Here is a 15,730-nt window from a genome sequence, read left to right on the forward strand (position 1 = left end):
GCGGCCGCCCGCGCCGTGCCGTGCCGGCTACATCGGATCCACCCCCCGCAGTTCGCCGTCCAGCTCCAGCCACCGGGTGAGGCCCAGGCCGCGCAGGAACGGCACGTCGTGGCTGGCCACGATCAGCGCGCCCTGGTAGGCGGCGAGCGCCTGGGTGAGCTGGCGGACGCTGGCGAGGTCCAGATTGTTGGTCGGCTCGTCGAGCAGCAGCAGCTGCGGCGGCGGGTCGGCCAGCAGCAGCGCGGCCAGGGTGGCCCGGAACCGCTCGCCGCCGGAGAGGGTCGCGGCGGGCTGGTCGGCCCGGCCGCCGCGGAACAGGAAGCGGGCCAGCCGGGCACGGATCGCGTTGTCCCCGGCGGCGGGGGCGAACAGCTTGACGTTCTCCGCCACGGTCAGCTTGTCGTCCAGCAGGTCGAGCCGCTGCGGCAGGTGGCGCAACGGCACCGGGGTACTGACCTCGCCCTCCAGCGGGGCGAGTTCGCCCGCGATGGTGCGCAGCAGGGTGGTCTTGCCGGAGCCGTTGCGGCCGACCAGGGCGATCCGCTCAGGGCCGCGCAGGTCGAGGTCGGCGGTGGTGCCGTAGGGCAGCCGGACCTTCTGCAGGGTGAGCACGGTGCGCCCGACCGGGACGGCCGTGCGCGGCAGGTCGATCCGGATCTCGGCGTCGTCGCGCACCGCCTCCTCGGCGGCGGTGAGCCGCTGCCGGGCCTCCTCCAGCCGCTCGGTGTGCATGCCCTGGAGCCGCCCGGCCGTCTCCTGGCCCTGGCGTTTGAGCTTGCCCGCGAAGATGTGCGGGTCGTTGCGGGTGACCGCGCGCTTCTTGCCGTAGCTGGCGCTGCGGTCCAGCCGGGTGCGGGCCTCGGTCAAGTCCCGTTTCTGGCGCTCGACGTCGGCCTCGGCGTTGCGCAGCAGCCGCTCGGCGGTCTCCTGCTGGGCGGCGAGGGTGCGCTCGTACTCGGCGAAGTTGCCGCCGTACCAGGTGACCGCGCCGTCCCGCAGGTCGGCGATCTGGTCGACGTGCTGGAGCAGTTCGCGGTCGTGGCTGACGATCAGCATGACGCCGTGCCAGCCGGCGACCGTCTCGTAGAGCCGCTCCCGGGCCGTCCGGTCCAGGTTGTTGGTGGGCTCGTCGAGCAGCAGGACGTCGGGGCGGCGCAGCAGCAGGGCGGCGAGGCGCAGCAGGACGGCCTCGCCGCCGGAGAGCTCCCCGGTGGTGCGGTCGAGGCCGAGGCGGTGCAGGCCGAGCCGGTCGAGGGTGGCGCGGGCGCGCTCCTCGACGTCCCAGTCGTCGCCGACGGCGTCGAAGTGGCGCTGGTCGGAGTCCCCGGACTCGATGGCGTGCAGGGCCTCACGGGCGGCCCGGATGCCGAGCGCCTCGTCCACCCGCACGGTGGTGTCCAGCGTCAACCCCTGGGGCAGGTAGCCGAGTTCGCCGTCGACCCGGACGGTGCCGCCGGTCGGGGTCAGCTCGCCGGCGATCAGCCGCAGCAGGGTGGACTTGCCGGCGCCGTTGAGCCCGATCAGGCCGGTGCGGCCGGGGCCGACGGCGAGGTGGAAGCCGTCCAGGACGGGCTTGCCGTCGGGCCACTCGAAGGTGAGATCGGTGCAGAGGACGGCGGTGGTGGGTTGTGCCATGGAGGGCCTCCCGGGTGGTTGCCGAAGGGAACGATGAGCAACACGGGGAGACACCGCGGGTGCGGGCCGGTACGGCCGGGGGGAGGGCGGGATGGATCCGGATCAGCCGGATCGGGCTCGCCACGGGGCCGTGACTGAGGTCGCACACTCGCACACCGCGCGGCGAAGGGCCTGCGCGGCGGGGGCGGTGTCTCGGGACCTCAGTAGAGCAACGGCCTTCTCCTTGTCTGGCTGGTGACTCCGTCCACGCTACGCACGGCGCCCGACGCGGGCAACCGAATTTCGGCGCACCGGGAAGCACCCTGGACACGCACCGGGAAGCGGCCGCCCGACCGGATTCCGGGCGCCCGGAGGAGGGCGGGTGCCGGTCCGGTGCCCATCCGGTGACGGCCCCTCCCCAGTCCGGGGGTGTGCGTAAGGAGGCCTTTATCCGCATGGCAGACTCCTCCCCTGCCATGCCTGCGGCTCCCCGGAGCCGTACCCGAGGAAGGGGTCGCATGGCGGTTATTCACAGGGGGATTTGAACTCATGTCACCGATGTACCGGCCGAGCCGTGCCGTCCTGGGCGCCTCCGTCGCCGCGCTGACCATGCTGGCCGCGACCGCGTGCGGCCCGGACAACAGCGACCCGGTCGTGGCCCGGACCACGGCTCCGACGGTCGCGGCCGGCGCCACCGGCAAGCCGGGCGCAGCACCGATCAAGCTGCCGACCGCCGAAGAGCTGAAGACCTGGAAGTTCGAGGACTGGGACAAGTGGGCCCAGCAGAACGTGATCACTCCGGCGGTCAAGGGCTACTGGACCCTGCAGCGGATCCTGAACGCCAAGCCCAAGCCGATGCCGCAGCCGCAGCCGCAGCCCGACCCGACGCAGCCGCCGGCCCAGCCGACCGGCGCGGCCCCGGCCCAGCCGACCTCGAAGCCGGCCACCCCGGCCCCGGCGCAGCCCACCACCGCCCAGCCCCCGAGCACCGGCGACGCGCTGCCCACCGTCATCGAGGCCAAGCCGACCCAGCACCCGTTCGCGAAGAACCTGCACGTCAACGGCAAGCTCTTCTTCAAGGACGGGAACGAGGACTACGTGTGCTCCGGCACCGTCGTCTCCGACCCGGCCAACCCCGGCAAGAGCAACCTGGTCTGGACCGCCAGCCACTGCCTGAACGGCGGCAAGGGAGGCCAGTACTACACCAACATCTCCTTCGCCCCGGCCTACAACAGCAACGGCCTGCTGAGCGGCGGCAAGCAGGCCAACGAGACCGACGCCGAGCCGTACGGCGAGTGGGGCGCGACCGCCGGCATGGTCTCGCCGCAGTGGTCGGCCGAGGCCGACCCGGAGCACGGCGGCCCGTGGAGCCAGTACGACTTCGGGATCATCAAGGTCGCCAACCCGAGCGGCAACGGCAAGTCGCTGGAGGAGACCGTCGGCGGCTCCGTGCCGATCTGGTTCAACGCCCCGCGTGAGCAGTTCAACAGCGTCAGCGCCTACGGCTACCCGGCCGGCAAGCCGTTCGACGGCGTCGAGCTGGACCACTGCGACAGCGGGAAGCCGGCGAAGAAGACCAGCGACCCGAGCCGCCCGGCGATGCTGATGATCGGCTGCAACATGACCGGCGGCAGCAGCGGCGGCGGCTGGGTCGCGACCAAGGACGGCAAGCCGGCCCTGGTCAGCGACACCTCGATCGGCAACGGCGCCAGCACCTGGGAGGCCGGCCCGTACCTGGACGACGTGGCGGCCCGGATGTTCGACTACTTCTCGAAGAAGTCGAAGTGACCACCGAGGCCCGGAGCACCACCGAGGCCCGGAGCACCGCCGAGGCCCGGGTGGCCTCCCGGGTCCGGTAGGTCCTGACCGGCCCGCGTGGCCGGTCCCCGGGGCCGCGGCAGCCGCGCCGCGGCCCCGGGCTTTTCCGCCACCCGGCCCGCTCCTCCTACAATCGGGCTCATCATGAGCGCCACACTCGTAGTCAAGGACCTCGCCGCCGGTCACGGCGAACGCACCCTCTTCTCCGGCCTGGACCTGGTCGTCGCCCCCGGTGACGTGATCGGCCTGGTCGGCGTGAACGGCGCCGGCAAGTCGACGCTGCTGCGGCTACTGGCCGGGCTGGACACCCCCGAGGGCGGTTCGCTGCGGCTCAGCCCGGCGACCGCCAACATCGGCCACCTGCCACAGGAGCCGGAGCGGCGCGAAGGCGAGTCGGTGCGCGACTTCCTGGCCCGCCGCACCGGCGTGGCGGCCGCGCAGACCGCGCTGGACGAGGCCACCGAGGGCCTGGTCGAGGGCCGCCCGGGCGCCGACGACGCGTACGCGGCGAGCCTGGACCGCTGGCTGGAGCTGGGCGGCGCCGACCTGGAGGAGCGCGCCGAGGAGGTCGCCGACTCGCTCGGCCTGAAGGTCTCGCTCGACCTGCCGATGACGGCGCTGTCCGGCGGCCAGGCCGCCCGGGCCGGCCTCGCCTCGCTGCTGCTCTCCCGCTACGACGTCTTCCTGCTCGACGAGCCCACCAACGACCTCGACCTCGACGGCCTGGAGCGGCTGGAGGCCTTCGTCAAGGGCCTGCGCGCGGGCACCGTGCTGATCAGCCACGACCGCGAGTTCCTGGCCCGCACCGTCACCAAGGTGCTGGAGCTGGACCTGCACCAGCAGCAGGTCAACCTGTACGGCGGCGGCTACGAGGCGTACCTGGAGGAGCGCGCGGTGGCCCGCCGGCACGCCCGCGAGGAGTACGACGAGTACGCCGACACCAAGGCCGGGCTGGAGGCCCGGGCCCGGATGCAGCGCGGCTGGATGGAGCACGGCGTGCGCAACGCCCGCCGCAAGTCCTCCGACAACGACAAGATCGGAAAGGCGCAGCGCGCCGAGTCCACCGAGAAGCAGGCCTCCAAGGCCCGGCAGACCCAGCGGATGATCGAGCGGCTGGACGTGGTCGAGGAGCCGCGCAAGGAGTGGGAACTGCGGATGGAGATCGCCACCGCGCCGCGCTCCGGCTCGGTGGTCGCCACCCTGCGCGCGGCCGTCGCCCGCCGCGGCGACTTCGCCTTCGGCCCGGTGGACCTCCAGATCGACTGGGCGGACCGGGTCGCCATCACCGGCGCCAACGGCGCGGGCAAGTCGACGCTGCTGGCCGCCCTGCTCGGCCGGCTCGAACTCGACGGCGGCAGCGCCTCGTTGGGCTCCGGCGTGGTGGTCGGCGAGGTGGACCAGGCGCGCGGGCTGTTCCTCGGCGGCGAGCCGCTGGCGGACGCCTTCGCCGCCGCCGTCCCGGAGTTCACGCCGGAGGAGGTACGCACCCTGCTGGCCAAGTTCGGCCTCAAGGCGGTGCACGTGAAGCGCCCGGCCGGCACCCTCTCCCCCGGCGAGCGCACCCGGGCCGCGCTGGCGCTGCTCCAGGCGCGCGGGGTCAACCTGCTGGTGCTGGACGAGCCCACCAACCACCTGGACCTGCCCGCAATCGAGCAGCTGGAGGCGGCGCTCGGCTCGTACACCGGGACCCTGCTGCTGGTCACCCACGACCGGCGGATGCTGGACACCGTCACGGTGAACCGGCGGATCGAGGTCCGGGACGGGCGGGTGCACGAGCTGTAGTCCCGTCCGGCAGGGCGGCCCCACCAGGCGGCCCTGCCGGACGGACCCGCCGGGCGGCCCTGCCGGACGGACCCGCCGGGCAGGCCTGCCGGATGGACCTGATCTGCGGATTGGTCTCGACCTCTTCCCGGCGCGGCCGTCATGTGCTGTGCTGTCGGCCATGGTTGACAGTGCAGTGGCAGGGACGCCCTACCCGACCGTCCCCCTCACCCCGATGACGGTGCCGGCCCACGAGGCCGAGGCCCGCAGCAAGTCCTTCCACGACGTGATGGCGCAGCGCCGGACCGTCCGCGACTACGCGACCCGCCCGATCCCGGACGGGGTCGTCGAGTGGGCGATCCGGACCGCCAACACCGCGCCCAGCGGCGCGCACGTCCAGCCCTGGCGGTTCGTGGTGATCACCGACCCGGAACGCAAGCGGCGGCTGCGCGAGGCCGCCGAGGTCGAGGAGCGCGAGTTCTACGCGCACCGGGCGTCGGAGGAGTGGCTGGCCGCGCTGGCGCCGATCGGCACCGACTGGCGCAAGCCGTTCCTGGAGGACGCGCCGGCGGTGATCGTGGTGTTCGAGGTGCACAAGGGGCCCGATTCGCCGCGTCCTTACTACACCAAGGAGTCGGTGGGGATCGCGGTCGGACTGCTGCTGGCCTCGCTGCACCAGGCCGGGCTGGCGACGCTGACCCACACGCCGAGCCCGATGAAGTTCCTCAACGAGGTCTGCGAGCGCCCGCTGGAGGAGCGCGCCGCGTACGTCATCCCGGTCGGCTACCCGGCCGAGGGGGCGCGGGTTCCGGATCTGCGGCGCAAGGAGCTGGACGAAGTGCTGATCAGGCTCTGACCGCCGGGCGTGTGCGCGCCCCGGTGCGCCGGGAGTGCGGCCGGGCGCGCCGGGGTGTGGCGGGGACTGGCGAGAGGCCTGGTGGGAGGCCGTCCGGAATTCATTGGTGACAGGTCCCGGCCAAGGACATAATCGCGGTCATGAGCCACCCGCAGTCACGGTCCTGCAAGTACCCGCCCGCCCCGCTCCACGTGCCCGGCCCCACCGCCGTCACCACCGGGCGGCCGCCCGAGGAACTGCGGCTGCCCGGCGGGATCTCGCTGCTGCGCCGCCGCAGCACGCACGCGGTGGCGCTCAACAAGGCCGTCCGCGCCAACCTGGACCACCTGCGGCCCTGGATGGAGTGGGCGGCCGAGCCCCCCACCCGGGCGCAGACCGCCGAGCTGGCCCGGGCCGGCTCCCTCGCCTGGGAGGCCGGCACCGACTTCATGTACCTGGTCGGCCTGGACGCCGAACCCGGCCGCGTGGTCGGCGCCCTCGGCCTGCACGGCCGGATCGGCCCCGGCGCGCTGGAGATCGGCTACTGGGTCGCCGCCCGGCACGCCGGCCGCGGCATCGCCACCACCACGGCCGGGGCGCTGACCGAGGCCGCCCTGGCGCTGCCCGGCATCGCGCGGGTGGAGATCCACTGCGACGAGGCGAACGGCGCCAGCGCGGCCGTCCCGCGCAAGCTCGGCTACCGGCTCGACCGGGTCGCCGAGGCCGCCGCCCGGGCTCCCGCCGAGACCGGGCGGCAGCTGATCTGGGTCCGGGAGGCCTGACGGCGCTCCGAGGCGGGGCCGGCGACCCGGGCCGGCGACCTGGGCGGCCTGCGCCGTTCGGTACCGCTCGCCGCTCAGCACCGCTCGCCGCTCAGCACCGCTGGCCGTTCAGTACCGCTCGCCCGTCGGCGTCGGCAGCGCGTCCAGGTCGGCCAGATCGGCCGCCGAGAGCACGACCTCGGCCGCGCCCGCGTTGTCCACCAGGTAGCGCGGCGTCTTGGTGCCCGGGATCGGGAAGACGTGCCGGCCCTGTGCCAGCACCCAGGCCAGCGCGACCTGCGCGGGCGTCGCGCCGATCCGCTCGGCGACCTCCTTGACCCTGCCGACCAGTGCCAGGTTCGCCTTCAGCGCGTCCTGCTGGAAGCGCGGCAGCCGGCGGCGGAAGTCATCGGCGGGCAGCTCGTCGAAGGAGGCGATGCTGCCGGTCAGGAAGCCCCGGCCGAGCGGCGAGAACGGCAGGAAGGCGATGCCCTGCTCCTCGGTGTACGGCAGCACCTCGGCCAGCACGTCCCGGGTCCAGAGCGAGAGCTCGGACTGCACGGACGCCACCGGGTGCACCGACTGGGCCCGCTTGATCTCCTCGACGGTCACCTCGGAGAGCCCGATCCGGCGGGCCTTGCCGGCCGCGACGGTCTCGGCTAGGGCGCCCCAGGTCTCCTCGATCGGGACGGCCGGGTCGACCCGGTGCAGCTGGTAGAGGTCGACGTGGTCGGTGCCGAGGCGGCGCAGGCTGTCGTCGATCGAGCGGCGCACGTGCTCGGGGCTGCCGTCGCGGGCCGACTGGCCGGACCCGCCCGGGACGATGCCGACCTTGGTGGCGAGGAAGGCGCGCTCCCGGTACGGGCCGGCCAGCGCGGCGCCGACCACCTCCTCGTTGGTGTAGGGGCCGTACATGTCGGCGGTGTCGATCAGGGTGACGCCGAGGTCCAGCGCCTGCCGGATCACCCGGACGGAGTTCTCGTCGTCCCGGTTCTGCACGTCGTAGGCCCAGGTCATCCCCATGCAGCCGAGGCCGATGACGCCGGTCTCCGGGCCGTTGGTACCGAACGTGGCGTTGCGCATGACGGTGCTCCGATCGTGGTGGTGTGTTTGCCCGCTCGCGGGGTGCTGCGGTGGATCAACGCGTCCAGCTTTCACCTTGGAGTGCACTCAAGGTCAAGCCCGTCCGGTCGCGCTTCGGACGCGCTTGGGATCCGCTTCGGACCCGCTTCGGATCCACCTCCGATCCGCCTCCGATCCGCCGACCGCCAGAGGGGTCGTTGATCGTATGAGCGGCCCTCGGCTCACCCGGAGGTGGGATGCGCCCGAGGCGCAGGTGGAGCGCGTACGTCGGACTTCACCACCATGCGCGCGGGCACGACCGTCTGAACCGTGCGTCCGCACCACGGCCGGCCGCCGGGCGGGCGCAGGCCGGCCGCCCGGCCGGCACCGGGTGATCACCCGTCAAACCGGCGTGCGGGAGCCCGTCGGCGGGACCTCCGCACCACCGGGCGCCATCCGTCCGGCCTTGGCAGGGCTCACGGCGACGGCGGACCCTCTGGGCACAGCCGATCATCGGCTCGTCCAGTCGGTATTCCGTTGGGGAGGAACCCATGACGTTCTCGCGCACCCGCCTCGCCGCCGTCGCGGTGATCGTGGCCGCCGCCACCGCCGTGACCGTCCCGGCGCAGGCCGCCGGCGGCCACCGCGCCCTCAGCCGCTTCGACGACGGAAGCTTCGAGTCGCCCAAGGCCCCGGCGAACAGCTTCGCCGAGTTCAACGCCGGACAGACCATCGGCCCGTGGACGGTCACCAGCGGCAGCGTCGACCTGATCGGCGCCGGGTTCTGGCAGGCCGCCGAGGGCGACCAGTCGGTGGACCTCAACGGCGCCACCACCGGCGCCGTCGCCCAGACCTTCGCCACCGTCCCGGGCACCACCTACTCCGTGACGTACGCGCTGGCCGGCAACACGGCGGCCGCGCCGACCGTGAAGACCGGCCGGGTGCTCGTCGACGGCCAGGACTTCCAGGACTTCTCCTTCGACATCACCGGCAAGACGCCGACCAACATGGGTTACGTGGGGCGCCAGTTCAGCTTCGTCGCGCGGAACGCCTCCACCACGCTGACCTTCGCCAGCACCAACGCGGGCGCGGCCGGCCCGGTCGTGGACGACGTCCAGGTCAAGGAGTGCAAGCCGTGTTGCGGGTGACCCGCTGAACCGCCCGCCCGCCGGTCCGGGACCAGCGGGCGGGCCCTCCCCTCCTTGCCGATCGTTGTTTCCCCCTCGCTTAAAGTGCTTCACCCCGCACGGCGAGCCCTGACAGGGTCAGTTACCGGAAGGTGCACTCCCTGTGAGGAAGGGTGGATCCCTTGTTCAACCGATTGAACCGATTGAACCGATTCAACCGACGAAAAGCATCCGCGCTCGCCGTGGCGACGCTCACGGCGGCACTCGGTCTGGTGCCGGTCGGCACCGCCCAGGCGGCGGCCTGTCAATGGCAGAAGACGGCGTGGGAGCTGCCGCCCACCACGACGGTCGGCACGGTGTCCTCCAGCGACGGCGGCCGGTACGCAGTCGGCGTCACCGGAACGCGGTCCCCCAGCTGGCCCACCGACATCACGAACGGGCGCGGGACGCTGTGGGACAACGGGAAGGTCGTGCTGCGGCTCCCCGCGGGCAATCCCAACCTGTCCGGCGTCAACGCGGCCGGCCTGATCGTCGGCGGCGACCTCGTCAACAACAAGCTCAGGGCCGTGACGGTGAGCCACACCGGGACGACGACTGTGCTGCCCTTCAATCCGAACTGGAACAGCTCGTCCGCCAGCGTGGTCAACAACGCCGGTGACATCGCCGGGATGGCCAAAGTCGGAACGAATTTCATCCTGGTGGTGTGGCCGGCGAACGCGCCGGGAACGTACCGCGAACTGCCCCTCCCGGCAAGCAGCTTCCTCCTCCTCAACGGCATCGACGAGCAAGGCAGGATCGTCGGGTCCACCGACGCGTTCGGCTTCGTCTCGGACATCAACGGCCAGTGGCACGCGCTCGCCGCGCAGGGCTCCAACGCCTACAGCGATCCTGCGGCGGTCCGGGACGGGCGCATCGTCGGCGGCACGCAGAACAACACGAGCTACGCCGAAGCCGAATGGGACGCCCAGGGTTCGCTGATCCGGACCATCGGCGCGGGCGCCATCTCGGCAAGTGCCATCGGCGGCAACGGAATCGTGGGCGGGACGGCGTTCGTCGGGTCGATTCGACGGCCTGTCCTGTGGCGTGACGGCGTGGTGGCGGACTCGCTGCCTGCGGTCTCGGACTCGTTCACGATCAGGGCGATCAGCACCGACGAGAAGACCCTCATCGGGAACGAGAACTCCCGACCCGTGAACTACACCTGCTCCTGACGGCTGCTTCTGATGCCTGCTCCTGACTGCTGTTTCTGACGGCTGCTTCTGATGCCTGCTTCTGACGCCATGAGGGCCGGCAGCCTCCTCCCCGGAGGGGCTGCCGGCCCGGTCTTCGCCGCCGTCGCTTTCGCGGCCGCCGCCTGCCGGGAGCCGAAAATCCTCCTGCCAGGGTGCCGAAGGTCGACAGGGGTGCCACCCGAGGGTGCGAAGCGGTGTTCCGAGAACGGGGTTCCAGAGCCTTAAACCGTTCCTAAAACCTTCCCACAGCGGGCTTCCGATGCCCCGGAAGTGCTTGACGTGCACAGCTGGTCTAGTCCAGTTTGATGCTCAGCACCGCGCTCCTCCCCCGCACCGGACCAGCCCCCATGCTGCCGCCCGCCCCGCGTTTCCCCCTTCGCGGCGCGGGCGGCCCCACGTCCCGAGAGGCACCCCCATGCCCAGCGCGCCCCAACCCGCCCCCACGCACCGCCGCCCCGCCGGACGCACCAAGCTGCTGAGCCTCGGCGCCGCCACCGCGCTCGCCGCCGGCGGCCTCGCCACGCTCGCCGGGAACGCCGGCGCCGCCGACGGCAACCTGCTCGCCAACCCCGGTCTGGAGAGCGGCGCGCTCAGCCCCTGGAGCTGTTCCGGCGGGACCGGCAGCGTCGTCAACTCCGGTGCGCACAGCGGAAGCTACGCACTGAAGGGGGCGGTCGGCGCGAGCGACACCGCACAGTGCGGCCAGACCGTCACCGTCCAGCCCAACACCACGTACAACCTCAGCGCCTGGGTGCAGGGCCAGTACGTCTACCTGGGCACCACCGGCAGCGGCGTCACCGACCCGGCCACCTGGACGCCGGGCGGCGCCAACTGGCAGCAGCTGTCCACCAGTTTCACCACCGGTCCGGCCACCACCAGCGTCACCGTCTACCTGCACGGCTGGTACGGGCAGGGCGCCTACCTCGCCGACGACATCACGCTCACCGGCCCCGGCGGCGGCAACCCCACCACCCCGCCGCCCACTTCGGGCACCCCGACCGGCACCCCGACCAGCGGCCCCACCGGCACGCCCACCGGCGGCCCGAGCACCCCGCCGCCGAACGTCGCCGTCCCCGTCGCGCCCTACATCGACATGGGCGCCTGGCCCACCCCGTCCATGCCCGACATGGCCAAGTCCGGCAACCTCAAGGCCTACACCATGGGCTTCGTGACCGGCGTCGGCTGCAAGGCCAGCTGGTTCAACGCCTACGATCCGCGCACCGGCTGGGCCAAGGACCAGATCGACGCGCTGCGCGCGGCCGGCGGCGACGTCAAGCTCTCCTTCGGCGGCGCCAGCGGCACCGAACTCGCCGCCGCCTGCACCACCGTGGACTCGCTGTTCGCCGAGTACGACGCCGTCGTCAACGCCTACAACCTGCGCTACGTCGACTTCGACATCGAGGGCGCGGCCATCGCCGACACCGCCTCCAACGACCGCCGCTCCGCCGCGCTCGCCAAGCTCCAGCAGGCCCACCCCGGCCTCAAGGTCTCCTTCACCCTGCCCGTCCTGCCCGAGGGCCTGACCTCCGAAGGCGTCGCCATCGTCAAGTCCGCCCGCGACGCCGGGGTCGCCGTCGACCTGGTGAACATCATGGCGATGGACTACTACCGGACCGGCACCGACTACGGCAACGCCGCCGTGCAGGCCGCCCAGGCCCTGTTCGGCCAGCTCAAGGCGCTCTACCCGGCGAAGACCGACGCCCAGCTGTGGGCCATGGTCGGCGTCACCCCGATGATCGGCGAGAACGACGACCACCAGATCTACAACCAGGCCGCCGCCCAGCAGTTGGTGACCTTCGCCCGGCAGAACCACCTCGGTCTGCTGGCCTTCTGGGACGCCACCCGCGACGCCAACGCCTGCACCGGCGGCTCGCTCTCCAAGTGCACCAACATCGCGCAGCAGCCGTACGAGTTCGCGAAGATCTTCGCCCAGTACGCGGGCTGACCGCGCCACACGGGCCGACCCCCGCCTCGGCGGGCGGGGGTCGGCCCGGCGGTCGGGGGTGTTCCTCAAGGACCGCCAGGAGGCGAAGTGGTGACGGCGGCCGCGGCTCAGGTGTCGTAGCAGCCGTCCCACGGGGCGTGGAAGCCGAGGCCGTCGGGGTAGAGCTCGGCCCAGACCCCGCCCTCGCCGTCCTCGCCCTCTTCTTCCTCCTCCTCGTCCTCCTCGTCCTCCTCGTCCGTCTCGATGACCAGCCCGAACAGCGCCCCCTCGACCCGGACGGCGAACGGCGCGATGGCGATGTCCCCGTACGCGCGGCCGGGGAGGGCGTCGAGCCAGTCGGCGAGGAGTGCGCGGGCGGCCTCGACGGCCGCCTTCTCGCCGTCCGCCGTCGTGCCGGTCGAGCGGATGCGCGAGTCGAGGTGCCGGCCGGCGTCGTCGAAGCGGTGGAGCACCGCGAACCAGCGCTTCTGCGCCTGCCAGTTCTCGACGTCGGCCCCGACCTCCGGGAAGGCCGCCGTGACGGAGGCGAGGAACTGGCCGCCCTCGCACCGGCCGATGGTGCGGGTGCGGTAGTCGGGCTCGTACCGGATGGGGATCAGGTCGGGAACGCTCATGACCGAACCGTACGGCTGAGCTGTGACAACGCCCGGCCCGGAGACGGCTCCGGACCGGGCGCGACTGCGGGCCGGATACGACTGCGGGCCACGGGCCCGGTCGGCCGACGCTTCGTTCAGCGCCCGGTGGGCAGGTTGGCCCCGCCCGTGCAGTCGAACACCACGCCCGTCACGAAGGTGTTGGCGGCCAGCAGGTGGATGGCCTGCGCGACGTCCTCGGCCCGGCCGACGCGGCCGACCGGGGTGGTGGTGGCGAGGCCGTCGAACAGCGCTGTCCGCTGCTCGGCCGGGACGCGGTCCCACCACGGGGTGTCGATGACGCCGGGCGAGACGGCGTTGATCCGCAGCGGGGCGAGTTCGACGGCCAGCGGCGGGACCATCGCCTCCAGCGCGCCGTTGATGGCGGCGAGTCCGGCGGTGCCGGGGATCGCGGCGCGGGCGGAGGCGGCGGTGATCAGCGTGACGGATCCGTCCGACCGCAGGTGCGGCAGCGCCGCCTGGAGGACGCGGACCTGCGGCCAGAACTTGGCGTCGAACCCGGTGGCGAGGTCGGCCAGGTCGAGCTGGGCGAACGGGCCGCTGCCGGCCGCGCCGCTGACCGCGACGACCAGGTGGTCGACGGTGCCGGACTGGGCGAAGAAGGCCGCGACGGCCTCGGGGTCGGCCGCGTCCAGCTGGTGGCCGGTGGTCTTGCCGCCGATCCGGGCGACGGCGGCGTCCAGCCGGTCCCGGCCGCGACCGGTGATCACGACCTCGGCGCCGTCCGCGGCGAAGGCGGTGGCCGCGGCCTCGCCGATGCCCGAGCTGCCGCCCATCACGACGACGCGCTGTCCGGTGAAGAGGTTTGACGTGGTGCCCATGGTGGCGTGTCCTTCATCTTGTCGATACCGTTAGTTCCGTCAATAATGTTATCGAGACTGCTAGTCTTGTCAAGCGGGGGACGAGGAAAGGGAACACGATGACCGAAGCCCGCCCGCACACCGGACGCCGCCGCAACGAAGCCGCCCACCAGGCGATCCTCGATGCGGCCCTGCACCTGCTCGCCGAATCCGACGGCACCCCCGTCACCATCGACGCCATCGCCCGCACCGCCGGCGTCGGCAAGCAGACCGTCTACCGCTGGTGGCCCTCCAAGGGCGCCGTCCTGCTCGACGCCCTCACCGACCGTGCCGACCAGGACGCCCCCGGCCCCGACACCGGCACCCTGCGCACCGACCTCCGCGCCTTCATCGCCACCACCTTCGACGGCTCCCAGCGCGACACCACCGCCCCCGCCCTGCGCACCCTCGTCCGCGAAGCCGCCCGCGACCCCCACCTCGCCGACCTCATGCAGACCTTCACCGCCACCCGCCGCACCGCCCTGCGCGACCTCCTCGCCCGCGGCCGCGAACGCGGCGAACTCGCCGACGACACCGACCTCGACCTGATCGTCGACCAGGTCTACGGCGTCTTCTGGTACCGCTTCCTCCTCGGCCACGCCCCCCTCGACGCCACCGTCGCCGACCGGCTCACCAACTCCCTGGTCGCCGGGAACGGTTAGGACCCGTCCGGCGGATCCTGCCCGGCGCCCACGCCGGTTGATCATCCGATCCACCTTCGATACCGTCCCGTGGGGCCCTCCCTGCGGGACGGCACCCGTCCGGGGAGGGGAGATTCATGCAAGGGCTAGACGCAGCAAGGCCGTTCACATCCCGGCCGGCGCGACGCGCGGCCGCACTGGCTGCGGCCGCGACCGCCGCCGTCGCCCTGGTGGCCGGCTGCGCGGCCGGGGACCCGGATCCGGACCCGAGGGCGTACCCGGGCAGCCCGAAGGGGCAGACCCTCGAAAAAGTGACGAAGGCGTTCGGGCTGGACCTGCCCGCGTGCGACCTTCAGGGCGTCGGGTTCCACGGATCGGCGAAGTACCCCGGAGAGGCCCTGAACCTGAGCTTCCGGGCTCCGAAGGACTGCGTGGACCGCTTCCTCGCCGACCACTCGGTGGACCTGGCCCGCCCCGTCCACTGGAGCCCCGGACAGGGGGCCGGGACGGGCTTCGACTCCGACACCGAGACCCGGACCTTCGGCTGGTCCTTCGACAAGAACGTGACCTACGACCTCTTCGTCGACTTCACGACCTCCACCGGAAGCCGCTTCAGCGCGCTGGCCGACCCCGGACAGACCGAGCGGACGGTGTACCTGGAGGCGCGCCACCTCGGCGGTTCCTGACCCCGGAGGCCCGCGCCGCCCTCAGCCCGGCCTCAGCCCGACCGCCGAGCCCCGCCGGGCGCCACTCCGGGGCCGTGCCCGTTCAGACGTCCGCCGGCCCGCGGCGTCGGATCAACGGCAGGTAGACCTCGTCCACGATCTCGACCAGGACGTCGTCGGGCGCGGTCGGCACGCCCCGCACCACGAACTCGTTGCGCAGCAGCACCACCGCCACCGTGGCGACCCTGGGGTGGAGCGCCCCTGGGGCCGCTTCACCACGGGCGACCGCGCGCCCCAGGACGGTGAGCCAGGGGGCGGCCGCGGCCTCGCCGGACTGGTCCTGGAGCTGCGCCAGGAACTCCGCCGCACCACCGGCCGCGGCCAGGAGTTCGCGCAGGATCGCGCCGAGCGGGGAACTCCAGTGCCGGTTCGCCTGGCGGAGCAACTCCAGGGCGTCCCCGCGTAGTTCACCGGTGTCGGGGGGCACGGCGGTGGTGGCCAGCTGCTTGTAGGCGGCGATGCCGAGGGCCAGGCGGTTGGGCCAGCGGCGGTAGAGGGCGTTCTTGTTGGTGCTGGCGCGGGCGGCGACCTTGTCCATGGTCAGCCCGGCGAATCCGGACTCGGTGAGCTCCGCCACCGCCGCCTGGAGGATCGCCTCCTCCAGCGCCGCCCCGCGCCGCCGCGTCTGCCCGGCCATGGCCCTCGTCCCGTCCGATCCCGTCGCCGGTACCGCCGTCGATACCGCCTCCTGCCCCTCCCATCCTTCTTGTCTTCTCC

Annotated in this window: 14 protein-coding genes; 9 read left to right on the top strand and 5 right to left on the bottom strand. The window is 72.7% G+C overall.

What is annotated here, in order from left to right; translation table 11 throughout:
• Positions 1-27: 27 nt before the first annotated feature.
• Positions 28-1,635 (bottom strand): ABC-F family ATP-binding cassette domain-containing protein, encoded by a 1,608-nt coding sequence (locus A6F73_RS07175; RefSeq protein ID WP_063347010.1) that lies wholly within the window; start codon positions 1,633-1,635, stop codon positions 28-30.
• 528 nt (positions 1,636-2,163) lie between these two features.
• On the opposite strand from A6F73_RS07175, the gene A6F73_RS41340 reads away from it, so the two are divergent.
• From A6F73_RS41340 to A6F73_RS07195, 4 genes are all read left to right on the top strand, one after another.
• The gene (locus A6F73_RS41340; protein ID WP_063347011.1) at positions 2,164-3,402 is read left to right on the top strand and encodes a trypsin-like peptidase domain-containing protein; all 1,239 of its coding nucleotides are present in this window, start codon (positions 2,164-2,166) and stop codon (positions 3,400-3,402) included.
• A gap of 174 nt (positions 3,403-3,576) precedes the next feature.
• Positions 3,577-5,214 carry an ABC-F family ATP-binding cassette domain-containing protein gene (locus tag A6F73_RS07185; RefSeq protein WP_063347012.1) on the top strand — a complete coding sequence of 546 codons (1,638 nt, stop codon included), beginning with the start codon at positions 3,577-3,579 and terminating at the stop codon, positions 5,212-5,214.
• 160 nt (positions 5,215-5,374) lie between these two features.
• On the top strand, positions 5,375-6,049 hold the full coding sequence (locus A6F73_RS07190) for a nitroreductase family protein (protein WP_063351005.1): 675 nt from the start codon (positions 5,375-5,377) through the stop codon (positions 6,047-6,049).
• 140 nt (positions 6,050-6,189) lie between these two features.
• Entirely contained in the window at positions 6,190-6,810 is a 621-nt protein-coding gene (locus tag A6F73_RS07195) for a GNAT family N-acetyltransferase (protein ID WP_079135494.1), read from the top strand.
• A 108-nt stretch (positions 6,811-6,918) separates the two neighbouring features.
• Here the strand turns inward: A6F73_RS07195 and A6F73_RS07200 are convergent, their stop codons facing one another.
• Entirely contained in the window at positions 6,919-7,872 is a 954-nt protein-coding gene (locus A6F73_RS07200) for an aldo/keto reductase (RefSeq protein WP_063347013.1), read from the bottom strand.
• Positions 7,873-8,402: 530 nt separating this feature from the next.
• Between A6F73_RS07200 and A6F73_RS07205 the strand changes: the two genes are divergently transcribed.
• The 3 genes from A6F73_RS07205 to A6F73_RS42480 all read left to right on the top strand — a co-directional run bounded on the left by A6F73_RS07205 (position 8,403) and on the right by A6F73_RS42480 (position 12,155).
• On the top strand, positions 8,403-8,999 hold the full coding sequence (locus A6F73_RS07205) for a choice-of-anchor C family protein (RefSeq protein WP_063347014.1): 597 nt from the start codon (positions 8,403-8,405) through the stop codon (positions 8,997-8,999).
• Between the two features lie 152 nt (positions 9,000-9,151).
• On the top strand, positions 9,152-10,189 hold the full coding sequence (locus A6F73_RS07210; protein WP_159398387.1) for a hypothetical protein: 1,038 nt from the start codon (positions 9,152-9,154) through the stop codon (positions 10,187-10,189).
• A 436-nt stretch (positions 10,190-10,625) separates the two neighbouring features.
• The gene (locus tag A6F73_RS42480; protein WP_107452831.1) at positions 10,626-12,155 is read left to right on the top strand and encodes a carbohydrate binding domain-containing protein; all 1,530 of its coding nucleotides are present in this window, start codon (positions 10,626-10,628) and stop codon (positions 12,153-12,155) included.
• Between the two features lie 107 nt (positions 12,156-12,262).
• On the opposite strand, the gene A6F73_RS07220 is transcribed toward A6F73_RS42480, so the two are convergent.
• Positions 12,263-12,769 carry a hypothetical protein gene (locus A6F73_RS07220; RefSeq protein ID WP_063347016.1) on the bottom strand — a complete coding sequence of 169 codons (507 nt, stop codon included), beginning with the start codon at positions 12,767-12,769 and terminating at the stop codon, positions 12,263-12,265.
• A gap of 116 nt (positions 12,770-12,885) precedes the next feature.
• A complete protein-coding gene (locus A6F73_RS07225) occupies positions 12,886-13,629 on the bottom strand; it encodes an SDR family oxidoreductase (RefSeq protein ID WP_063347017.1) in 744 nt (247 codons plus the stop codon).
• 98 nt (positions 13,630-13,727) lie between these two features.
• Here A6F73_RS07225 and A6F73_RS07230 point away from each other — a divergent pair, with 98 nt between their 5' ends.
• Positions 13,728-14,309, top strand: a complete 582-nt coding sequence (locus tag A6F73_RS07230; protein WP_063347018.1) for a TetR/AcrR family transcriptional regulator — start codon at positions 13,728-13,730, stop codon at positions 14,307-14,309.
• Positions 14,310-14,425: 116 nt separating this feature from the next.
• The gene (locus tag A6F73_RS07235; protein ID WP_159398388.1) at positions 14,426-14,974 is read left to right on the top strand and encodes a hypothetical protein; all 549 of its coding nucleotides are present in this window, start codon (positions 14,426-14,428) and stop codon (positions 14,972-14,974) included.
• Positions 14,975-15,056: 82 nt separating this feature from the next.
• Here the strand turns inward: A6F73_RS07235 and A6F73_RS07240 are convergent, their stop codons facing one another.
• Positions 15,057-15,650 (bottom strand): TetR/AcrR family transcriptional regulator, encoded by a 594-nt coding sequence (locus tag A6F73_RS07240; protein ID WP_063347020.1) that lies wholly within the window; start codon positions 15,648-15,650, stop codon positions 15,057-15,059.
• Positions 15,651-15,730: the final 80 nt, after the last annotated feature.

Origin of the sequence: Streptomyces sp. MJM8645, assembly GCF_001625365.1 — a bacterium.
Taxonomy (GTDB): Bacteria; Actinomycetota; Actinomycetes; order Streptomycetales; family Streptomycetaceae; genus Kitasatospora.